This is a genomic window from Saccharibacillus kuerlensis DSM 22868 (genome assembly GCF_000378145.1).
Classification (GTDB): domain Bacteria; phylum Bacillota; class Bacilli; order Paenibacillales; family Paenibacillaceae; genus Saccharibacillus; species Saccharibacillus kuerlensis.
This window is the reverse complement of record NZ_KB899281.1, coordinates 177369-197393: the sequence shown is the minus strand read 5'-3', so window position 1 is coordinate 197393 and position 20025 is coordinate 177369. Positions and strand designations below refer to the sequence as shown.

Below are 20025 nucleotides of genomic sequence, written 5' to 3'. Positions count from 1 at the left end.
ATAAAACGAAATGCAATACATTCACGAAAATGTAGAAGAACAGACGGATTTATTGGTCATGTTAACCAAAGGAGTGCGGTATTCATGAAATTGGACGACCTGCTTAAGCTGCCTATATTTGACGGAACTGCCATCGCTGCGGGAGAGAAGGGTCTGCATCGAGAAGTTCATACTGTCAATATGATGGATGCCCCGGACATTATTCCTTATTTGAAAAGAAACGAACTGCTTGTGACAACCGCTTTTCATTTCAAAGACGACCTTGAGGCGCTGCTGCAGTTGATTCGGGAGATGGGGAAACAGAACTGTGCAGCACTCGGAATCAAAAGCAAAAGATATCTCGGCAGTATACCGGCATCTGCGGCAGAACTGGCCGACGACCTGAATCTGCCGCTGCTCGAGCTTCCCGTCGAACCTTCGCTTGGAGATATCGTTAACAAGTCACTGAGCCATATCCTCGATGTGCGAACGACCGAGCTGCATAATGCCATGCAGACGCATCGTCAATTTACTCAACAGATCATGAGCGGTCACGGCATTCCCCGACTGCTGGACCAGCTGTCCGAACTGCTGCGTCTGCCCGTTCTGCTGCTGGGCCCTTATCTGCAGCCGATCGCAGGCCGATTCGCCAACTCCGCAACCGCAGCACGGCTCGAAGCCTTGTCGGCCGGCGGCAGCATTTTCCACACGCCTCCTTCCGTTTTCTCCACGTTCTCACTGTTGGGCGAATCTCGTGAAGCGATTACCCTATTTCCCGTTTATACGCATAAGCAGCTGCATTATCTCTGTATCGAAGGCATTATCCCGACATCGGAGCGTTCCAGCGTTTTGACTGTCGAACAGGCAACCAACGTCATTGCGTTCGAGCTGATGAAAGACAATGCGCTGAAACAGAACCGGCGGCGGATCCGGAACGAATTTTTCGCCAACTTTATCGGAGGCGCCTTTTCGGGCAGTGAAGAAATCGCCAGCCGCGGCCGCGAGTTCGGATTGTCTGGCGATCAGAAGTACATTTGTGCGGTAGGCAAATTGGACGGGGCGGACAAAACGACTTCTTTTATGCAGTACAAAGCCGAACAAGACCGGATTGCCGAACAAATCGAAACAGAATTGGGACAGGCTGGTCTATCCATCCATCTGTTTACTCACGACAGAGCTTATGTGCTGTTGATGCCGCTCGCGGAAGAATGGAGAGCGGTGGAGACTTCCTTTATCGCTCTGCTGGAACGTCTCCAGAACAAGGTCTCCGCCCATTATGCCGCAGAGTTGTCGTTTGGCTGCAGCAGCTACGCTCAACCGCTCATTCATATTCCTGTCTCTTACAAAGAAGCGAACGAAGCGCTCTATTTCGGCGTAATGGCGGGCAGAACTCGCTTTATCGAACTGTATCAACCTAAAGAAGTTCCCGAAATTTTGCGTATGATTCCTTACGAGCATCTCCGCAAATTTTATGCCGATACGATGCAGGGATTTACTGACGAAACGCTCAAAGATCATCATATGCTGCTGCAGACGCTGTCCGTATATTTGGAGACGCACTGTCAGCTTGCCGAGACGGCCAAGCGGCTGTACATTCATCGCAACACGGTCATTTATCGATTGGAAAAATGCGAGGAAATTATCGGCAGAAGCCTCAAAGACCCTGAAGAAACGCTGCGTCTGCGCATGGCTTTCCGGATCAAGGCACTGCTGCCGGAAGGCGGACTGGTGTAAAGGCAGGCAGCCTAGTAAGCAAATCAGCATACGAAAATATCGCTTCACAGACGAATAATGAAGATGTGAAATGTAAAAAAGATCGTCTCCCGTCTTTTGGGAAAACGATCTTTTCGAGATGCAGTTTTCTGTTCATTCTATTCTAATTCTTCTCCCTCCATCCCATCTCTCATCAGCCTATTTGCGATATCGAGCCCCTGCTGCCGATTTTCTGCCGGAGCCGTTACCATCAGACCGGAACCGCTGCTCCAGCCTTGGCCTCCGCCTTCCGTCTCTTCAAAAATACCGATCGCGACCTGTCGGAACGACGGGTCTACATACATCACTCCGTATGTAGTAAGGTTCGGTCCTGTATCGTCGCGGTAATCGTAAGTAATAAACCCTCTGCCTGACGGACCGTCAAATCGAGCTCTAACTTTGGGAAGTCTTTCTTTTCCTTCAAAGGTCTCCCCTTCGATCTCAATGGTGCCTACAAATTCCCGGGTTCCTCTCCAACTGCGCCATACGTCGCCTTGCAATTTAACTTGTACAAGATGCTCCTCGCCCCCGCTTCCTTCACCCAAGCGAAATTTGACGCCTTGCGCTTCCAATTGGACTGCTTTCGGCCAATAGATGGAATAGGCTGCACCTGCGATGCAGAGAACAATCAGCATCGTCCATAATACGTTTCTGCTTTTCATTGTTCCCGTGAACCTCCATTTTGCATCTTTCTCTTGGCTTACCTAAATTCTAATCCGCTTTACCCAATTTCCGATCTGCTTCCGGTCTGTCTAGCTTCTGGTCTCTCTATATGTAACGCTGTTGAACAGAGAATAGTTACTTTTCTGAGAAATTTTTCAAGAAATAATACGATCAAAAAAGACAGGATCTGCCGCGCCGAAAAACGGCAGCCGGTCCTGTCTTTTATCCGATTCAGGGCACATTTCATTATTCCTTGGAACTGCATCGGTCGTTCATTAACTTCCAGATCCCGATGCTTGTTCTTCGACTTCTGCCGGAATCTTAATCGTTTCTACCTCGTTGTAATCCGAGTATTCGGCTTTTACTGCGAAATTATTTTTCATTCTCGGATGCAGTTCCGCATCCTCAGGTCTCACCAATTCAAACTCCGCCGTGCTGGTGACAGGCAGCAGACTGCTGCGGTCAAATTCATAACTCACGGTAAGCCGCTCGACTTTCCATCTCGAAATATCCGCCTGCATGTGTGGAAGGAAATCATCGGACTGCTGCATATACTGCTCCGCGATTTCTCGATTATCGTCGCCTTCCAGCACAACGGTAAGCAGCAAATTTCCGTTCTGCTCGGTCACACGATGCTCTCCTGCCGCCTCCTGCAGATTCTGCAGGTGACCGGATAGATCGGCCGCCTGCCGAAGATGCGCAAGCGATGCCGGCAGGTCTTCTTCCGGTTCTCTGACCCAATCCGATTCCCGGTAGGCGCTGTATACGGCTTGTTCATCGAGGTAGCGCTTAAGCGGCTCCTCCTGCTCGGAACGGCCTGCTTCATGCATGTTCAATTCACGATAGGCCGTAAGCGGGTTCATCGTAAGATTGGTCTCGATGATATAATGCCCGTCCGGCTCACTATCCTGCGATACCGCGATATGTTCTTCCCGATCGGTCCGAAGTCTGTAACTGCTGACCTCGTGACCCGCGGCGATCGCCTGTTCCAGCAGTTGATCCGCGGACAAGTCTGCAGCTTCCGGAACCTGCTTAGTCTGCGTCTCTGTCGGCTGAGCAGCCTGGCTGACAGAAGTCTCGGCTTCTTTTCCCTGCGCGGATACGCCTTCGACAGGATGGCCGGAACCGCATGCCGTCAGCACGGAAGCCAAAGCGAATACAGCAAGAATCGCCCATCTTCCCATATATTTGTTCATGGTCATTCCCCCTTAAGCTTGGATAACCTTGCGATTGAAAGGCTGGGAACAGGTCCCTGTCTCTATTGTATAAGAGCAACAGCGCAAGTAGGATAATTTTGTAATTATTTAACATGGATTTTACAAGGAGTTGATCTTCACAATCTTTCTTTTTTCAATCTCCTTATTTCGCCGGATACGGCCAATGGAAACCTCCAAGCCCGTAAGAAGCACGAATTGTTTCTGCATAAGCCGTTTCCTCAAAGTAAAAGGGACCGATCCACGGGCATAGTATGATATGAGGTTCAAGAGATGGATGACTTTGTATACCGAAATCACTCCAGACGAAGCATTTTTTCTCCCGATGAATCCGTACTGAGACTGCGCCGCAGCCAAGGTCGCCGCAGGCCGGACAAATATAGAGCGAGCGCCGATCATTCGGAAAATCTGCCTCTCCATCCAGCAGCAAACGTTCAATCTGTTCGCGCTGGAACCGTTCCGATCCGAAGCCTAAGCAGCCAATATCGTCGAAATGCGGATACTCCTGCAAAAATTGCGCAGCCAGAGCCAGCGGCTTACCCTCAATCAGAAAATCTCCGTATTCGAAAGGACAAGGATATCCTTCGCGCTTTTGTGTGCGGATACTCAATACAGACACAGGTACATTAGACATGTTGAACGCCGCCTTTTATATAATCGTAAACAAACATAAACTTGTATGATGTATATACTCGTACGATGTACAGACCGACGCCGCAGCTTCAATGGGCATAACGAGTCTCTTCTAGTGAGCGTTCCGCCGACCAAAAAAGTTACGCTTTTGTCGTATAACCTGCCAACCGTTCAAAAAAGACCTCAACTATGGTTTAATAGAGAAGAAGGTTTCGGAAATCCGACGGCTAAGGAGTGTATACATACATGGAAGTTTCTCGTTTTCTGTTATCCAAGGATCAGGTCAAGTATATTCCTTCTTCCGCCACTATGAGAGAAGCGATGGATCTGCTGGAAGAAAATCATTACTCCGCGGTACCGATTATCGACGAAGAAGGACGCTATGTCGGTACGTTATCCGAAGGGGATCTGCTCTGGAAGCTCAAAAATACGTTCAACTTCAATCTTGAAATGATGGCTGACATATCGCTGAGCAGCATCAAGCGCTATCGTCACAATGAATCGGTCGTCATCGATGCGGATATGGAGGATATGCTGACGCTGGCGGCGGATCAGAATTTCGTGCCGGTTACCGATCACGACGGTATTTTTCTAGGTATTATTCGCCGGAGAGACATTATCAATTACTACAACGACGGCATTATGGATTAACGAATACATCGCAAAAAGGAGCTCTCCGATACGACTGCCTGGGCAATCGTGGAGAAGCTCCTTTTATGGTGCGCAAAATGCGAACGGACATATACCTGCGAAGACGAGTAAACATTTTCTGCTCCTGCATCGCACCTTTACTGGACCAGACGCGTTTTGTTCAGAGCCCGCTTGGCTGCCGCTTCATGCACATATCGCGTCAGTTCTGCCGACTGCTCATATCGGAGAAACGGAGTCATGATATAAACGCCGCCAAAGTATTCCAAGATGGCATCGATCAGCGACCGCGAGATATCCATGCCTTCGCGCACTGCCGCCTCTCTATCATGTTCATGACGCTGCATCCGTGCAAGAATCTCATCAGTCAATCGAATGCCGGGCACTTCATTATGCAAAAAAGCAGCATTCTGTGCGCTGACAAGCGGCATGACGCCAATGAAAATTTGCTGCTTCAAATGCCGGGTCGCGTGATACAGTTCTTCGACCCGCCGTTCATCGTAGACCGGCTGCGTCATGAAATAATCGGCACCCGCTGCAATTTTCTTCTCCAAACGCTGCACCCCTTTGTCCAAATGACGCACATTGGGATCAAAGGCGGCACCGACGGAGAAGTTGGCCCGAAGGCCGAGCGAACGCCCCGAGGGCAGTCTACCTTCATTGAACTGCTTGCACAGCTTGATCAGATCAAACGAATTGTAATCGTAGACGGATGTCGCACCCGGTACATCGCCAACCTTCGACGGATCACCGGTAATGGCGATCATCTGATTGATTCCCGAAGCGGCAAGTCCCATCAGATGCGACTGCAGACCAATCATATTGCGGTCCCGGCAGGCAACATGTACAAGCGGCTTAACGCCATACTTTTCCTTGACGACAGTGGCCAGCGACTCGTTGGCAATACGCGGACTGGCCAACGAATTGTCGGCCATTGTCAGTGCATCAATACCCGCTTCTTTCAGCGCCTGTACCCCTTTGAAAAAGCCTTCAGTTCGCAGTGTGCGCGGCGGGTCCAGCTCGACGATCACCGAATGACCCTTGGCAGCTGCAAGTTCATGAAACGGAGTTTCCACGGGTGGTCCGTCTTCCGATCCGGCAAGTTTTTCGGATTTTTCCCTGACCTCAATCCGTCCAAATGGAACAGGATCTGAATCCGAGAGCGGTTCCGCGACTTTCTCGGTAATTGGAGCCGCGCCTTTGACCGCTTCTACCATCGCCGCTACATGCTCCGGCGTCGTACCGCAGCAGCCGCCGATCAGACGCACGCCTTCTCCTCGCAGTTCCAGTGCGCTTCGGCCGAAGTAATCCGCTCCCGAACGGTAGCGCAGCCGGCCTTCGTTGTACTCCGGCAGGCCCGCATTCGGGTAGGCAGACAGAAACGCATGCTTAGGAAGAGGCACCTGCTTCAGATACCGGGTCATATGAAACGGACCAAGCCGGCAGTTCAGACCGACGACATCCGCGCCCAGGCCTTCCAGTATGGCGAACATTTCTGTCAACGTGCTTCCATCCTGCAGATAACCTGAATCCTGGGTCGATACTTGAGCCACAATCGGCAGATCCGTCTTCTCGCGGGCCAGCTTCAGTGTAGTGCGCAGCTCTTCCGGATCGTAAAATGTCTCCAGCAGCAGACCGTCGGCTCCTTCGGACAATAAAGCGTCAATTTGGCGTTCATTGCTGCGTTTGATCTCGCCAAGCGTTATTTCTCCAGGCTTGGTACTGCGAATACCTCCAATCGTACCAAGTACGTAAGCTCCTGTTCCTTCCGCAGCCGAGCGGGCCAACCGGGCTCCTGCCCGGTTGATCGCTTCCAGCTCATACTCCAAATTATAGCGCTTCAACTTGTAATCATTCGCGGCATACGTGTTCGTCTGGATCACTTCGGCTCCCGCTCCGAGGTACGCCCGATGAATCTGGCGTACCTGCTCGGGACGGGTCAGGTTCAGCTCTTCGAAGCAGCGGTCGATGCCATTCAGATACAGAAGTGTACCCATTGCACCGTCGGCAACAACCACTCGGGTTCGCAGTTCGTCGAGCAGTCCCATTAGTCTTGGCCGCCGGTGACCCCGGCGCCTCCAGCTGCCGCCCCAACGAACTGCTGACGCAGTGCCGCCGCTGCAGCAACCATCGTTTTGAGCGAAGGAATGACCTCTTCTTCACGGCGCGTCTTCAAACCGCAGTCCGGATTGATCCAGAATTGGGCAGGATCAAGGACTTCCAAAGCGCGTTTTGCAATCGATTCGATCTCGGAAGGTTCCGGCAGTCGCGGACTGTGGATATCGAATACGCCGAGGCCGATTCCTTTGTCATACGTGTGATCTTCGAACGCGGTCACAAGATCGCCATGACTGCGTGCAGCCTCGATCGAGATGACGTCTGCATCCAAGTCGGAGATTGCCTGAATAATATCGCCAAACTCCGCATAGCACATATGAGTATGAATCTGCGTCTCATCTTGAACGCTCGTCGTCGAAGCACGGAATGCGTAAACGGCATCATCGAGATAATCCTGCCAATCTTCGCGCTTCAGCGGAAGACCTTCCCGCAGTGCCGGCTCGTCTACTTGAATCATGCCGATACCTGCTTCTTCCAATGCACTCACTTCCGAACGAAGCGCCAATGCGATCTGATTCTGTACAACAGCGCGCGGCAGATCGTCGCGGACGAAGGACCAGTTATAGATGGTGATCGGACCTGTCAGCATGCCCTTGACTGGTTTATCCGTCAGCGATTGTGCATAAGCGCTTTCCGTTACGGTCATCGGGCTGAGCAGCTTAACGTCTCCATAGAGGATCGGCGGCTTGACGCAGCGCGAACCGTACGACTGAACCCAGGCAAAGCCCGATGTTGTGAAGCCGGCCAACTGCTCACCGAAGTATTCGACCATATCGTTGCGTTCGAACTCGCCGTGCACCAAGACATCAATGCCGATTTCTTCTTGAATGCGAATCCAGCGTTCCGTTTCCGCATGCAGGAAATCCACATACTGTTCTTCACTCCACTCGCCTTTTTTCCATTTGCTGCGTGCCTGGCGCACTTCCGTCGTCTGCGGCAGACTTCCGATCGTCGTAGTCGGCAGCAGCGGCAGCGGACGATGCTTGGCTTGAACGTCGCGGCGCACCGCATAAGGAGACAGACGTTCCGGACGACGGGCATCCAGTTTGCCCAGCGCGTCACGAACCGATTCGTCGTTACGTTCAGGCGAGGCGTTCAATGCCGCTACCGCATCGACGCTTTCGGCAATTGCAGCAGCTGCTGCTTCTTCGCCTTCGTTCAGCGCTTTGACCAATACGGCGATTTCTGTCAATTTTTCATCCGCGAAGCTCAAACCATTGCGAATCTTGGCTTCCAAAGCTTGTTCGCTGCGTGTCGTAACCGGCACATGCAGCAGGCTCGAAGACGGCTGAACGAACAATTCTTTAGGCTGTGCGGCCTGCTGAATGCGGCGCAGCAGATCCAATTTGACCTTCAGGTCCGAACGCCAGATGTTGCGGCCGTCGATCACGCCGGCACCCAGAATTTTGTCCTGCGGAAATCCGTACTGTTCGATGGCTGCCAGATTGCGGCCCCGGTCATGCACGAAGTCAAGCCCGATTGCCTGTACAGGCAGCTGTACAATATCTTGGTAACGCGACACCGACTCAAAGTACGTCTGCAGTAGGATATTCAATTCCGGCGCCGCAGCCCGGAAAGCTTCATATACTTTGTTGAGACGAGCAATATCCGCTTCGCTCGTTTCCAGTACCAATACCGGCTCGTCGATTTGCACCCACTTGGCTCCCGCTTCGCTCAGCTCTTTCAATACCTGTGCGTACAGCGGAATCAGCTGATCCAGCAGCGTATCGAAACGGTCTTCTTCAATGCCTCGTGCCAGCTTCAGCAGCGTCAGCGGGCCGACCAATACCGGCTTGCCGTCGATGCCGAGTTCTTCTTTCGCTTCCAGATAAAAGGCCAGCGGGCGGTTAACCGTAAGCTTCGGTGTCAGTCCCTGCAGCTCAGGTACGATATAATGGTAGTTTGTATCAAACCATTTGGTCATCGGGGAAGCGGCGAATGCTTTTGTACCGCGTGCTACCGCGAAATAAGCATCCAGTCCGTAAGCTCCATTTGCATCGGGAGCGAAAGCTTTCGTGCCGGAGTCTGTCGATGCAACCGGCTCTTCGTCATGAGAACCATGCGCGCAGCCGCAGTCTCCATCATGCTTGGCGGTGTTGTCTCCGCCTGTGAAACGCTGAGGTACAAGACCAAAAGTGAATGCAGTATCGAGCATATGATCATATAGAGAGAAGTCGCCGACCGGGATCAATTCCGTCTTCAGGTCGCGCTGTTTTTTCAGATACTCCAGACGCAACTTCTTCGTTTCGCTTTCCAGTTCCGCCGCATCGATCTTCCCCGCCCAATGTGCCTCCAGAAGCTTTTTCCATTCCCGTTTTTCTCCAATTCTCGGATACCCCAAATTCGAACTTTTCGCTTGACTCATCATCATCTTCCTCTCTGTCGGATATTCAGGATCGCTTAGCCTGCCGGCGTTTGTCCTGGACTTTGAGTATGATCATAGGCACAGCGAAGTAAAGTGTCAATCGATTCGAAAAGCCGCCAAAACCCCGTTATAGGCAAATCCCATGCTTGGACCTCGGAATTCCTGATAACGGATTGTCCGCCTTTCTTACAGAGAGATCGCCAGCCCTATGTCCTGTAAGACTTCAGACAATTTCGCGTTTCAAATACGCTACAAAGCTTCCCTGCATCTATATCTTCAGACTATGGCGTACTATAGCCAATAGGCATAGAGTAAAAATCGCTATTTGCCGCCATATCTATCCGTTGACTATCCTACAGAATTTGAACTGCACAAAAACGTCCCGAAATTCACAACAAAAAAGACCGACTGCGAAAATTCGCAGTCGGTCTTCGATCGGAGGTTCAAGCTTACTGCACGCTGTCTACAACCGTCTGGGGAACTTCAATATTAGCGATTTTATTATGTTTGGAAATTGTGCTGTTCATGATCATGTGCATGGAAACGTCCATATCTTCAGCACCTTCGCCGGCCGCTTCTCCCGCATTCATAGACATTGTCATATCTACGTTTGTCTCTACTGGATAAGAAGTTTCCTTGTTAATGGTGTATGTCATATTCATTTCTTCAATGTTCATTTGCTGCAGAATTGCGGCCATTTGTTCGTCGCCGGATTGCCCCATCATTTCTTCAGCCATCGATTTGACCTGATCTCCAGAGAGCGCAGCCGACAGCACATAATTATCGCCTTCCTCGGTCACTTCCATGTCCTTGGCAATCGATTGGAACTGTTCGAACGAGCTCTCAAGATTGGCTGTGCTTTCAAGACTGGCCATTACTTCCGAACGCTGTTCTTCCGGCAGCTTGGTCCATTGATCGTTCGCACCTACATAGATTGCGTCAGGCGTAATATATTGTTCAATGTCATTGGATGAACCGCTGACTTCGGTATGGATTTTTTGATAGGCTGTGACCGGATCGAGAACCATATCCGTATCCATCGTTATAGTCATCGTTTGTTCTTCGCCGTTAGCAGAAATATGCTGCTCAATGTCGGCAACCATATTGTAGTTCTTCAGCTCTTGGTTAGCTTCCTGTGTGCGATTCAGTAATTCTTCGGCTGTTGGTACTTCATCGTTTGCCGAAGTTTCGACAGCCGGTTCTTCAGCCGCCTCTGCCGGAGTTGTTGTTTCTGCCGCAGGCGTTTCTGTTGGTGCTGTCGTTTCTGCTGCCGGAGCCGGCGTTTGGGCCGCTTCCTCCTTATTACCGCAAGCCGTGATGCTGACAGCTAGCATGGCCGAGCATACGACCGTCCACCATTTTTTCATTATGACCCCTCCTGAATTTGATCAATCTTTCTCTCTTTGGTTATTACACCAATTGCTTGTACGCCTAACGCTGTAACACACGATTTAAATTCGCACACACGTTTAATGAACGCAGTCGGTCCTGCTTCTTCATCCTCCTGGCTGTTCACTTTCCCTGTCCGATTGTCTCTTTCTCTTCGACAAAGCGGTTCGATGCCGTCTCCAGAAATAGGCGGACCGCAGGCGAAGCTTCTTCCATTGAAGAAACTGCCGCCCCAATTTCTCGAATGATCGGCGGCACGATCTCCCGGATTTCAAGCAAATGGGGATGTACCGACAGTGCCATTTCAGATACGATACCTACTCCGAGTCCCTGCTCGACCATGGCCACCATCGTACTCACATTGTGCGTTGTAAAAGTGATTCGTGCGTCGACTCCCTCGTGTTCGAACTCATTCAACACCGTAACTTCATGCCCGCCTCGGCAGAGAATAAGGTCCTCACCATCTAATTCCCGGATCGTGATTGTTTGCTTTACCCGCAGTGGATGTCCGTCCGGCAGCAGCAGAAGCATGCGGCTCTCCGCCAGCTTTACGGTATCAAGTCCCGGTGCAGGAAGCAGAACAAGACCTACATCATATTTTCGCTCATGTACACCTTCTCGGATTTCGTCGGCGGTTCCCTCGTGCAGGTCGAAATGCAGGTTCGGATAATTTTCCCGGATTTCACGAATCAGAGACGGTAGAAAATAAGCGGAAGCCGAAGGAAAAGCACCGACCGATACTCTGCCCACCTCAATCCCATTATCCGCGGCGACCTCTTGGTGAATTTTATCTATCCGCTGCAGTATGGCACGAAACTGCGGGAGCACCTTCTCACCGACTTGCGTCAGCGCGACGCCTCGCTTGCGATCACGCCGCAGCAGACGGGTCTCGAGCTCCGATTCGATGGCGGCGATCACATGGCTGACAGCAGGCTGGGTCATGTGCAATTCTTCGGCAGCCCGAGTAAAGTTAAGCGTTTCGGCAACTCGAACAAATACTGCAATCTGCGTAATCGTCATAACTTTATCGTTATCTCCTTTATGCAAAACATTCATTTTCTTTATGTTCATTTTCAGTATACGCTTGATAAGCTCACATAAAAAGCGCGGAGGCTCGCCAGACAGACTGGCCGCTCCGCGCATCAAACGTTTGAAAGGTGATGAGGACTATGTCTTCCGCAATTTCGCCCAAAAAGACGCTGACTATGGTACTTTTCCTGGTTCTCGTTTGGGGCATCAACTGGCCGCTGACCAAAATGGCACTGCCGCATACTCCTCCTGTTTTGTTTTCCGGTATTCGTACGCTGATTGGTGGGATGATCCTTCTGCCAATCGCCCTCCGCCGATCCGGAGCACTGCGCTGGAAGCAAAACGCTGGAGCTTATTTACTGGTAGCCCTGCTCAACGTTATCGGCTATTACGGCCTGCAAACGGTCGGGATCGGCTACCTGCCGGCCGGCCTGTTCTCGACGCTTGTGTTCCTGCAGCCTATCCTGCTCGGCATCTTCTCCCGAATTTGGCTGGGCGAAGAGCTTAACCGCCTTAAAGTCGCAGGACTCATACTCGGCTTTGCCGGCGTTGCGGTCATCAGCCTGGGCGGCCTTGAAGGGCATCTGTCACCGTTCGGCATTGGACTCGCCCTGCTATCGGCCCTTTGCTGGGCACTGGGTACGATTTATATGAAAAAACAGGGGGCTCGTCTCGATTCGGTCTGGACCGTGACGATGCAGCTGCTGATTGGCGGGGCTGCTCTGCTTCTGCTGGGTTCGGGTACAGAGCACTGGAGAGATATCGAATGGAATACCGAATTTATCCTCATTCTGTTGTTCATCTCCATTTTCGTAATTGCTGGCGGCTGGATGATCTACTTCCTGCTGATTGAAGCAGGGGAAGTCAGTACAGTGGGAGCATACACTTTCCTAATCCCGGTATTGTCAAACCTGTTCAGCATCGTTCTACTCGGCGAATCAGCGACTATTACACTGCTGATCGGCCTGCTGATGATTGCCGGCAGCATTATGTTCGTAAACAGACGCAAACCTCCTGCTTCCAAACTCGCTGCCTTGCCAAACCGCTCGAAGCATTAAGCCGATTACTTGCGTCCCGCGTGGATCAAACGACAGCTTCCGGAAGTCTTCTGAGCCGCTCCGCCAATTCGGCAGGAAGCGGCTCTTCGTACAGACGTGAGAGCACCGTCGGATCGGCACCATGATTCTGAAGGTACTCTTCCAGCAGCGCCGCTTTTTCGGATCGGCCCATCAGTGTATAGGCGGCCAACCAGACTTCGGGACTGGCAATACGCAGGCCGCGGCGGATCCCGCCGGGCAGTGCCGGAAGACGGCAAATACCGCTTTCCGTACGAATGGCGAAGCCGACAATGATTTCTACCTCAGGCTCCGTTTCTTCAATTCCAAGTTTGCAGCCGCTTCCGTACAGCTCGCTAGGCCCGCTCTCGTCCACGAGTGTCAGACTGTCCAGCGCCATCCGTATTTCATTTTCCGACGCTTCAGTCATCAAGTCCCAATCACGCACCTTATCCGTTAACCCTAGGCCGAACAGCATCCCGCTGCCCCCCACGACATAGTCCACGCCGGCCTGGCTCAGCAGCCGAGTCACCCTATTCAACGTCTCCAGCTTTTTCTCCATTTCCCCGCTTACAGGAGTTTTGTCGTCTATAAATTCCTGCTTTGTTTGATGTACACTTCTTTCCGTCATCGGTCCGCACCTCCGGCATTGCAGCTGATTTCCCGGTCTTCTTATCCGGCTTTTATGCATTGTACCATGAAGAAAGCAGGCACAAATGAAAAAAGTCCGGAAGACTCCATGTCTTCCGGACTTCTCTGAGCATATTCAAACTTAACCGTGAGTTTCCTCCGCATGACCTTCCTGCACGATTCGGAAGTCCGTAAGCAGCGAGACCACTTCATCATTCTCGTCAATTCCCCAATAAGAAGCATAGAAGCCGTCTCCGCTGCCCGACGTGAACATAATTACATTCAAGCCGCTCTCTTCGTCGGTCGGCAGGTTGCCCCACACGTCGTCGTGTTCTTCCAACACGTCTGCAATCAAGTCATCATACAAGCTGACATACTCGTCGCCTAACTCTTCCTGCAGCCGCTGATCCAGAGCTTCAAGTCCCCGAATCGCTTCCTCGTCAGCGAAGCTGCCGATCCCGGCATCGACCGGATAACCGAAAACTTCGTTTTCTTTTAAGGTACTCTTGTCCTGACCCGGACGGACAGCAATCTCCCAACGTACCGGCTTCTTATCGGAAAGACGCAGTTCCGCTCCGGCAATTGCACCTTCCTGCTCGCTGTGCCAGGCATAGACCGGATAAGTACCCGGCGGAATTTCGTATTCAAACGCTTCCATTGGCGAAGTCAGCGGATCACAGGCTACAATGCGGCCTGAGGTCACTTTTAGCGGTTCCAGCGGCTGCGGACGCAGCGCTCCGTTGGCAGGTTCAAGCAGATCTTTTAGCAATTTCGACATTTTTTCTCATCCTTTCTGATTCGGTATGGGCGGCTCGATGTCTCTTTAGAGGCGGGCCGCGTAACTTGCCTATACGCCCTATGTATACCCTTTTTTGCCTGTGTTCGAACGGATACCGCCCGATCTTTCCTCATTATTGTCGGAAACCTGCTTATCCGATTGACGTCCACCCTGCCTGTACCAGCGGTAACAGAACAGAATGATCAGCAGCAGATCGACACCGTCTCCTCCATAATACATCAATTGAGCGCCTATACGAGCATCTTCGCTGGCTGTACCGATCGGCGGATTGGCATACAGATACTTACTCAAGATTCCGTGTGCGGCAAAGGCCGCAATCATCACGCCTGCCCGGAAGCCAAAACTTGTCCGATGAGGGGCGGGATCTACCGGAAGAACGGAAATGGTGAACAAATAGCCTGCGGCAAATACGTGAAAATGAACAAGTATGTGCAGTGCCGTCGAATGATGCATAACTGTGTACAATCCGGTTGTATACAATATCCAGAGACCGCCAACGTTCAGCAGAGACGCAGTCACCGGATTCGACAGAAAAGCCAATGCCTGGCTTCGCAGCAGCGCCGACAGAAATCTGGCTCCTCTGCGTGGCAGAGAGCGCAGCAGCAGCGTAATAGGTGCGGATAGAGCAATTAGCAGCGGTCCCAGCATACCAAGAAGAAGATGGCCGAGCATATGAGCGGTAAAGCTTGCATGTGCCGCTTGGGCCAACGGGCCCGTGATAGCGGAAGCCGATACTGTCACTCCGGTACACCACAGCAGCGAACGCAGCAGAGACCAGCGTCTGTAGCGGCGTCCGGTCAGCACGGCCGCAGTCAGATATACAGCTATAAGCGGAATACTTATGAAGAAAACCGGCATATAGTCGATCAGTCCGGCGGACAGCGGCTGCACCGCCTCAGTCGAAGAAATGCCGTCGCCATGATGATGCAGATTATGAGCCGCTGCCGCTATGATCAGATTATTCATGGGAAGAACCTTCCACTCGCGAATCCGAATTCGCTCTGCCCGTACGGATCGTCAGAGCAATTCCTGCCAACAGCAGAATGGCACCGGCGATATTCCAGCTCCAATCGTAGACGGTCAGATCGACACCGTAGCGCACTTGATGAATCCCCATCCATTTATGATGGACAATGCCGTCATAGAGTTGAAAAAATCCTGCTCCGGTTAGGGCTCCTCCTACCCAGCGGGGAACATACAGCCGGCGTTTCCGGCGCAGATCGGCCAGCATGAACAGCGAGCCTACCGTAGCGAACCAACTGAATGCATGCAGCAGGCCATCGGAGAGCAGACCGATCCCGGTCGTCGATAAATCGTAAAAATGATGCCAATGCAGCAGCTGATGAAAAATGACTTCATCGACGAACGCCATAGAGCCGATTCCGAACAGAACCCCCGACCACAGACTTCGTGAATCGCCGTTCCCCTGCTCTTTTCCGGCAGAAGTTGAACGTTCCGTCATGGTTTCGCCTCCTTTTTCCTTTACTTGGGAATCTCAACTATGTATACCCGATTCAGCGCATTTCGAATTTATCTCATCAAAAAGCCGCTGTGCAGAGACGTCTCCGTCCTGCACAGCGGCCTGCTCCATGGCTTTGGCCTACTTCTCCTTCTCTTGCTGCTTTTATCCGTATGTAATCGATGAAGAAGACGAGAGACAATCAGCAGCGGACAAACTGATTCTGTTTATCTGGCGTGCTCCATTTCTGCAATTGGATGCTGACGTTCGAATTCGGCTCCGGCATGACGCAGAAATTCGCCGACAAAAGCAAGCTGTTCACCGCTGTAAGCGCCGAGGAATGTGCGGAAGCGCTCTTCCTCGTGTTCATGCAGCAGCCGATGCGTCTCAAACACATCCCGTCCTGCCGGTGTTAGCCGATAATAAATTTCTTTGCGGTTATGCCGCATTCGCTCTCGCTTGACCAGCCCTTCACGTACTAGACGCGTGCCGATCTTGGTTACGCCTGCACGAGATAGGCCGATCTTCTCCGCGATTGTCGTTCCGTTAATCGGTTCGTGCCGCCCAATGCATTGAATGGCATTAACTACCGTAAGATTGCCGACCCGACTGCCCGTTTCCTCGTTTCGGATCATGGCTCGAAGCCTTGAAGGCTCTGTTTGTCTATGATTTTCGTACCGGTGCAGGAAGTCGAGAATTTGCTCGTACAGTTCCGCCGGTGCTGGTTGTTGACGGTAAACGTTCGTTCCCATAACCTTCACTCCTCGCCGATAGATAGAATGAAAAACTTAAAATCACACTTCCGATATGACCAATATATCTTAATTGAGAATGATAATCAACTAGATTCCTAAAAAAGATTTCTTTTGTTAGAAAGCAAGAAAAGCCCAAAACAAAAGGGAACCGACAAGCATGACCGCATGGCTTTCGGTTCCCTCATTCTCAATTGGCTTAAATATCTGACAAAAGAAGCTTAATTTTTGTTTCGCCGTCTCTCATGTTTTTCAGATCTGTGGACAGCAGACGTGACTGTTCTTCCAACACGTTCGGCCCGTCCGTGTTCTCCAGGTAGCGGGTAAGGAAATGCAGAAAAACATCCACCTTGCGCAGCCGCATCAGCAGTGGAATCGCTTCAATCTCCTCCGGCTGCAGCGCGGCCCGAATACGGAACCCTTCCATAAATCTCGAAATTGCTTCTTCGCCTTGGGGAAGTCCTGACAGAATAACCGCCGCCTCCATGGCTCGAATATCATACGTACAAAATTCAAAATCGAGCAGTGCACAGGCCCGACTCGGATCTTCTTCGCTTACCAACAGATTTGATGCATTAAGATCGCCATGTACAAGCTGATGCGGAAGGTTTCTCAGATGTTCCAATTCCCGCAAAATATCGCTGTAGCTCTCCGACAGCAGACGCAGCGAAGAAGCCACCTCGGCCAGCTCGGTAGGAGGCTGCGCACAAAAAGCAGATACCCGGTCGGGGTCACATAACGGATAAGCTTCGCCCAGTTCATAATAAGGACGGTACGCCGGCTGGAGTGTCGTACGAATACCCGCCAGTACCGCTGACAGTTCACCCGCCGCTTCTCCAAAAGAAGTAAGCGGACGCTGATCCTCGTCATCCGGCCTTCTGCCTTCAATATAAGCAAACAAGCATCCGTAACGCCCGCTTCCATCTTCCAGCTTCACGATTGTTTCTCCTGCTGCGGTAAGCCATGGAACCGGTGTCTGGAAAGACAACTGCTCTTCTGCCAGACGCAGCAGCACTTCATGCTCAAAGCGGATTTTTTCCGGATCGCGATGCGTCTCGTATACCCTAAGTACGAAGCGTTTCCCGCCATAATCGACAAATCGCGTCGTATTGTTCCATCCTTTCGCTCCTGATTTAAGCGTTCCCGAAAAGTCCGGCCAATATTGTCGGACTGTATGCCGAAGCGCTTCATATTCGGATGCTTCCGTTTTGCCTGTCATACCGCTCTCCCCCGTCGCCTTTTTATATTCCATTATAGCGGCGTTCCCGACAGGAAAGGAATACGGCAGGGAAACCTATAGCGTTCGATGCTTGGCTCTTTACTTCTGCTTTGGCGGAAAACCGGCTGTTTGAGCAGGTTTTCCAAAACTTCCGGGCGATTTGATATCCAGACAGGCTGTTGTCATCTCCTCTACATCGATCCTGATCCGGCTCCACATCAGCAGCATTCGGTCGTGATGTCCCCGGCAGATATATTCAGCGCAGAGACGATCTTCCAGCATCGTCTGCTTGACGATTTGGATGCCGCGCAGGCGAAGAACGTGGCGCATCTGGCGAATCTCACGCTGCGCTTCTTCACGCAGACGTTCTAACTGCAGCAGCAGAGCGCTTCGCGTACGCAGAGAAGATCCCTCAATTGCTTTCATGTCTGTATCAAGCACCTTAATCAGGTAAGGGAGCTCAAGTACGATTCGAATCAAGGCCAGATCTTCTTCTGTCACTCTCATGAATAGGACTCCTTTTGGTATACGTCGCTGTTCGGGAAGACCTGGCCCCGTTCACACTTCCGTTATCAGCTGTGCGCCAACGATCTCCGGATAAGCGATACGATGCCGGCCCGATTCGTTCTCCAGCTTCAGCATACCCTGCAAAGGGCTGACATCGGTCACAATGCCTTCTGTCCACTCGCTTCCGTACTCTCCATACAATTCCAGACGCACAGTCAATTGCAGAGCCAACGAGCGTCTAACCGCTTCAGCTATCGTTTCCAATTCGTCCTCATGCAATATTGCTTTCTTTCTACGATCCCTCTCTGTAGAAGCCTGTAAAATTCGTTTTCTATACTCCGGCAGGATCATACGGCTTGATTCCCACAACCCGTTGCCTTCCAGTTTCTTCGTCATTTATAATGACCTCCAATCTTCTCCGCCCGATCTCTCGCGCGACCTGCATCCGTAAATGAACTGCCTCTTACGATTGCCGTCTCGCCGAAACGGTCTTTGATCTCGTCCATCGCCCGATCGATTGCCCTGTTCCGTTCACGATTCTCGAAAAGCGAAGGCTGGTATACCTCCGCTGCGCACAAGCCGGACAGCGACAGGCTGATCCGTTTGACCGGTGAACCGTCCCAGCCTTCATGAAAGATTCTGCGTGAGACTTCGTACAGCTCCGCCGTAATATCGCTGGGATCGTCCAGCCTGGTCCGGCGATGGAAACCGGTGCTTTTGCGATAACCGCCTTCGCCGCCGGCTCCGACGGTGAGAATATCTCCCATCATTCGCATCCTGCGGACCCGGCGTCCGATTTCCGTGCACAGATCGAGCAGTACTGCTTCGATTTCAATCCGCTGTGCGTAAGGCCTTGGCAGTGTAATGGTCGTTCCAACTTCTTTCTGCTCTCTCGCTGCCCAAGGAGAAACCGGCGAATCGTCGATTCCGTTGGCCACCCGCCACAACACTTCTCCGTTTACACCCCAGCGCGCCTGCAGCTTGCCCAGCGGCATGCGTGCCAGCTCTCCGATTGTCAAAATGCGCAGCGCATGAAGATTACGTTCCATCCGAGAGCCAACGCCCCACATGCGGCGGATCGGCTCCGGCCAGATCCGATATTCCCAATCTTCCTGTCTATGTAAATGAAAAATACCGCTCTCCGTCTTCTTTGCCACCAGATCGCAGGCAAGCTTGGCCCGTACCTTGTTGGCCCCGATTCCAAACCTCGCCCGAACACCGGTTTCAACCGCGATACGGGCTTGAATAAGTCTGGCCAATTCTTCCTCGGAACCACCGTACAGATGCAGCGAACCCGTAAAATCCGCGAACATTTCGTCGATTGAGTAGGGTTCGACCAGATCCGTGTAGGCCTCGAGAATTCCCGCGATTTGAGCTGAAATTTCGATATACTCTCCCATACGCGGACGAACCGCGATCAACTGGGGACATTTTGCAAGCGCCGAACTCAGGCGTTCGCCTGTCCGGATTCCATGCCTTTTGGCAATAGGACAGGCAGCAAGTACAGCACTCGACGGAATGGAAGGGTCACCCGCTACCGCAAGAGGCTGCTCCCGAACGTCCGGCCGCCTTGCTTTCTCGACTCCCGCGTAGAAACTTTCCATATCGACCAGCATGACAATGCGTGTCGTCACCGGCATCAGTCTTCGCCTCCCCGGTTTACTTTCTACTCGTATTATACACGGAACATACGTTCTGTAAACGGGTTTTTCTTCTTTTCTCTGACCTCCCCACCCTTTTGATTAATTTCCGCAGGAGTGGGGTAAAACGAATTGACTTAGGTTTTTAATGATTGGATTGGATCAAATCAAGCT

Annotated in this window: 19 protein-coding genes; 3 read left to right on the top strand and 16 right to left on the bottom strand. The window is 51.8% G+C overall.

Annotation, left to right across the window (positions count from 1 at the left end):
• The first annotated feature begins 84 nt into the window (after nt 1-84).
• Nucleotides 85-1713 (top strand): PucR family transcriptional regulator, encoded by a 1629-nt coding sequence (locus F456_RS0108350; protein WP_018976561.1) that lies wholly within the window; start codon nt 85-87, stop codon nt 1711-1713.
• 137 nt (nt 1714-1850) lie between these two features.
• On the opposite strand, the gene F456_RS0108345 is transcribed toward F456_RS0108350, so the two are convergent.
• The 3 genes from F456_RS0108345 to F456_RS23525 form a co-directional block, all read right to left on the bottom strand.
• Entirely contained in the window at nt 1851-2393 is a 543-nt protein-coding gene (locus tag F456_RS0108345) for a hypothetical protein (protein ID WP_018976560.1), read from the bottom strand.
• Nucleotides 2394-2669: 276 nt separating this feature from the next.
• Nucleotides 2670-3590 carry a DUF6612 family protein gene (locus F456_RS0108340; protein WP_018976559.1) on the bottom strand — a complete coding sequence of 307 codons (921 nt, stop codon included), beginning with the start codon at nt 3588-3590 and terminating at the stop codon, nt 2670-2672.
• A gap of 163 nt (nt 3591-3753) precedes the next feature.
• The gene (locus F456_RS23525) at nt 3754-4242 is read right to left on the bottom strand and encodes a hypothetical protein (RefSeq protein ID WP_018976558.1); all 489 of its coding nucleotides are present in this window, start codon (nt 4240-4242) and stop codon (nt 3754-3756) included.
• A 245-nt stretch (nt 4243-4487) separates the two neighbouring features.
• Between F456_RS23525 and F456_RS0108330 the strand changes: the two genes are divergently transcribed.
• Nucleotides 4488-4892, top strand: a complete 405-nt coding sequence (locus F456_RS0108330) for a CBS domain-containing protein (RefSeq protein WP_018976557.1) — start codon at nt 4488-4490, stop codon at nt 4890-4892.
• A 137-nt stretch (nt 4893-5029) separates the two neighbouring features.
• On the opposite strand, the gene F456_RS0108325 is transcribed toward F456_RS0108330, so the two are convergent.
• From F456_RS0108325 to F456_RS0108305, 4 genes are all read right to left on the bottom strand, one after another.
• The gene (locus F456_RS0108325) at nt 5030-6937 is read right to left on the bottom strand and encodes a bifunctional homocysteine S-methyltransferase/methylenetetrahydrofolate reductase (RefSeq protein WP_018976556.1); all 1908 of its coding nucleotides are present in this window, start codon (nt 6935-6937) and stop codon (nt 5030-5032) included.
• Complete coding sequence (gene metE / locus F456_RS22110) at nt 6937-9372, bottom strand: 5-methyltetrahydropteroyltriglutamate--homocysteine S-methyltransferase (RefSeq protein WP_018976555.1); 2436 nt, start codon at nt 9370-9372, stop codon at nt 6937-6939. The genes F456_RS0108325 and metE overlap by 1 nt, the downstream gene beginning before the upstream one ends.
• 449 nt (nt 9373-9821) lie before the next feature.
• Nucleotides 9822-10739, bottom strand: a complete 918-nt coding sequence (locus tag F456_RS0108315) for a DUF6612 family protein (RefSeq protein ID WP_018976554.1) — start codon at nt 10737-10739, stop codon at nt 9822-9824.
• Nucleotides 10740-10884: 145 nt separating this feature from the next.
• Nucleotides 10885-11781 (bottom strand): LysR family transcriptional regulator, encoded by an 897-nt coding sequence (locus F456_RS0108305; protein ID WP_026293743.1) that lies wholly within the window; start codon nt 11779-11781, stop codon nt 10885-10887.
• Between the two features lie 149 nt (nt 11782-11930).
• Here F456_RS0108305 and F456_RS0108300 point away from each other — a divergent pair, with 149 nt between their 5' ends.
• Entirely contained in the window at nt 11931-12848 is a 918-nt protein-coding gene (locus tag F456_RS0108300; protein WP_018976551.1) for a DMT family transporter, read from the top strand.
• 25 nt (nt 12849-12873) lie between these two features.
• On the opposite strand, the gene F456_RS0108295 is transcribed toward F456_RS0108300, so the two are convergent.
• The 9 genes from F456_RS0108295 to F456_RS0108250 form a co-directional block, all read right to left on the bottom strand.
• On the bottom strand, nt 12874-13476 hold the full coding sequence (locus F456_RS0108295) for a hypothetical protein (protein ID WP_018976550.1): 603 nt from the start codon (nt 13474-13476) through the stop codon (nt 12874-12876).
• 141 nt (nt 13477-13617) lie between these two features.
• The gene (locus tag F456_RS0108290; protein WP_018976549.1) at nt 13618-14253 is read right to left on the bottom strand and encodes a DUF4241 domain-containing protein; all 636 of its coding nucleotides are present in this window, start codon (nt 14251-14253) and stop codon (nt 13618-13620) included.
• A gap of 78 nt (nt 14254-14331) precedes the next feature.
• A complete protein-coding gene (locus F456_RS22105; RefSeq protein WP_018976548.1) occupies nt 14332-15240 on the bottom strand; it encodes a cytochrome c oxidase assembly protein in 909 nt (302 codons plus the stop codon).
• Nucleotides 15233-15736: a DUF2243 domain-containing protein gene (locus tag F456_RS0108280; RefSeq protein WP_018976547.1), complete on the bottom strand. Its 504-nt coding sequence runs from the start codon at nt 15734-15736 to the stop codon at nt 15233-15235. Before F456_RS0108280 ends, F456_RS22105 begins: the two co-directional genes overlap by 8 nt.
• A 224-nt stretch (nt 15737-15960) precedes the next feature.
• On the bottom strand, nt 15961-16485 hold the full coding sequence (locus tag F456_RS22100; protein WP_018976545.1) for a MarR family transcriptional regulator: 525 nt from the start codon (nt 16483-16485) through the stop codon (nt 15961-15963).
• Between the two features lie 199 nt (nt 16486-16684).
• Nucleotides 16685-17737 carry a phosphotransferase gene (locus F456_RS0108265; RefSeq protein WP_018976544.1) on the bottom strand — a complete coding sequence of 351 codons (1053 nt, stop codon included), beginning with the start codon at nt 17735-17737 and terminating at the stop codon, nt 16685-16687.
• Between the two features lie 66 nt (nt 17738-17803).
• On the bottom strand, nt 17804-18211 hold the full coding sequence (locus F456_RS0108260) for a YhjD family protein (RefSeq protein WP_018976543.1): 408 nt from the start codon (nt 18209-18211) through the stop codon (nt 17804-17806).
• A 51-nt stretch (nt 18212-18262) separates the two neighbouring features.
• Nucleotides 18263-18607, bottom strand: a complete 345-nt coding sequence (locus F456_RS22095; protein WP_018976542.1) for a YolD-like family protein — start codon at nt 18605-18607, stop codon at nt 18263-18265.
• Complete coding sequence (locus tag F456_RS0108250) at nt 18604-19851, bottom strand: DNA polymerase IV (RefSeq protein WP_018976541.1); 1248 nt, start codon at nt 19849-19851, stop codon at nt 18604-18606. The genes F456_RS22095 and F456_RS0108250 overlap by 4 nt, the downstream gene beginning before the upstream one ends.
• Nucleotides 19852-20025: the final 174 nt, after the last annotated feature.

What these genes read in the sequence shown, in the direction of transcription:
- F456_RS22105 (WP_018976548.1), bottom strand. Translation starts at nt 15,240, where the DNA reads ATGAATAATCTGATCATAGCGGCAGCGGCTCATAATCTGCATCATCAT.
- F456_RS0108300 (WP_018976551.1), top strand. Translation starts at nt 11,931, where the DNA reads ATGTCTTCCGCAATTTCGCCCAAAAAGACGCTGACTATGGTACTTTTC.
- metE (WP_018976555.1), bottom strand. Translation starts at nt 9,372, where the DNA reads ATGAGTCAAGCGAAAAGTTCGAATTTGGGGTATCCGAGAATTGGAGAA.
- F456_RS22100 (WP_018976545.1), bottom strand. Translation starts at nt 16,485, where the DNA reads ATGGGAACGAACGTTTACCGTCAACAACCAGCACCGGCGGAACTGTAC.
- F456_RS22095 (WP_018976542.1), bottom strand. Translation starts at nt 18,607, where the DNA reads ATGACGAAGAAACTGGAAGGCAACGGGTTGTGGGAATCAAGCCGTATG.
- F456_RS0108250 (WP_018976541.1), bottom strand. Translation starts at nt 19,851, where the DNA reads ATGCCGGTGACGACACGCATTGTCATGCTGGTCGATATGGAAAGTTTC.
- F456_RS0108290 (WP_018976549.1), bottom strand. Translation starts at nt 14,253, where the DNA reads ATGTCGAAATTGCTAAAAGATCTGCTTGAACCTGCCAACGGAGCGCTG.
- F456_RS0108340 (WP_018976559.1), bottom strand. Translation starts at nt 3,590, where the DNA reads ATGAACAAATATATGGGAAGATGGGCGATTCTTGCTGTATTCGCTTTG.
- F456_RS0108330 (WP_018976557.1), top strand. Translation starts at nt 4,488, where the DNA reads ATGGAAGTTTCTCGTTTTCTGTTATCCAAGGATCAGGTCAAGTATATT.
- F456_RS0108325 (WP_018976556.1), bottom strand. Translation starts at nt 6,937, where the DNA reads ATGGGACTGCTCGACGAACTGCGAACCCGAGTGGTTGTTGCCGACGGT.
- F456_RS0108280 (WP_018976547.1), bottom strand. Translation starts at nt 15,736, where the DNA reads ATGACGGAACGTTCAACTTCTGCCGGAAAAGAGCAGGGGAACGGCGAT.
- F456_RS23525 (WP_018976558.1), bottom strand. Translation starts at nt 4,242, where the DNA reads ATGTCTAATGTACCTGTGTCTGTATTGAGTATCCGCACACAAAAGCGC.
- F456_RS0108260 (WP_018976543.1), bottom strand. Translation starts at nt 18,211, where the DNA reads ATGAGAGTGACAGAAGAAGATCTGGCCTTGATTCGAATCGTACTTGAG.
- F456_RS0108345 (WP_018976560.1), bottom strand. Translation starts at nt 2,393, where the DNA reads ATGAAAAGCAGAAACGTATTATGGACGATGCTGATTGTTCTCTGCATC.
- F456_RS0108305 (WP_026293743.1), bottom strand. Translation starts at nt 11,781, where the DNA reads ATGACGATTACGCAGATTGCAGTATTTGTTCGAGTTGCCGAAACGCTT.
- F456_RS0108295 (WP_018976550.1), bottom strand. Translation starts at nt 13,476, where the DNA reads ATGACGGAAAGAAGTGTACATCAAACAAAGCAGGAATTTATAGACGAC.
- F456_RS0108350 (WP_018976561.1), top strand. Translation starts at nt 85, where the DNA reads ATGAAATTGGACGACCTGCTTAAGCTGCCTATATTTGACGGAACTGCC.
- F456_RS0108265 (WP_018976544.1), bottom strand. Translation starts at nt 17,737, where the DNA reads ATGGAATATAAAAAGGCGACGGGGGAGAGCGGTATGACAGGCAAAACG.
- F456_RS0108315 (WP_018976554.1), bottom strand. Translation starts at nt 10,739, where the DNA reads ATGAAAAAATGGTGGACGGTCGTATGCTCGGCCATGCTAGCTGTCAGC.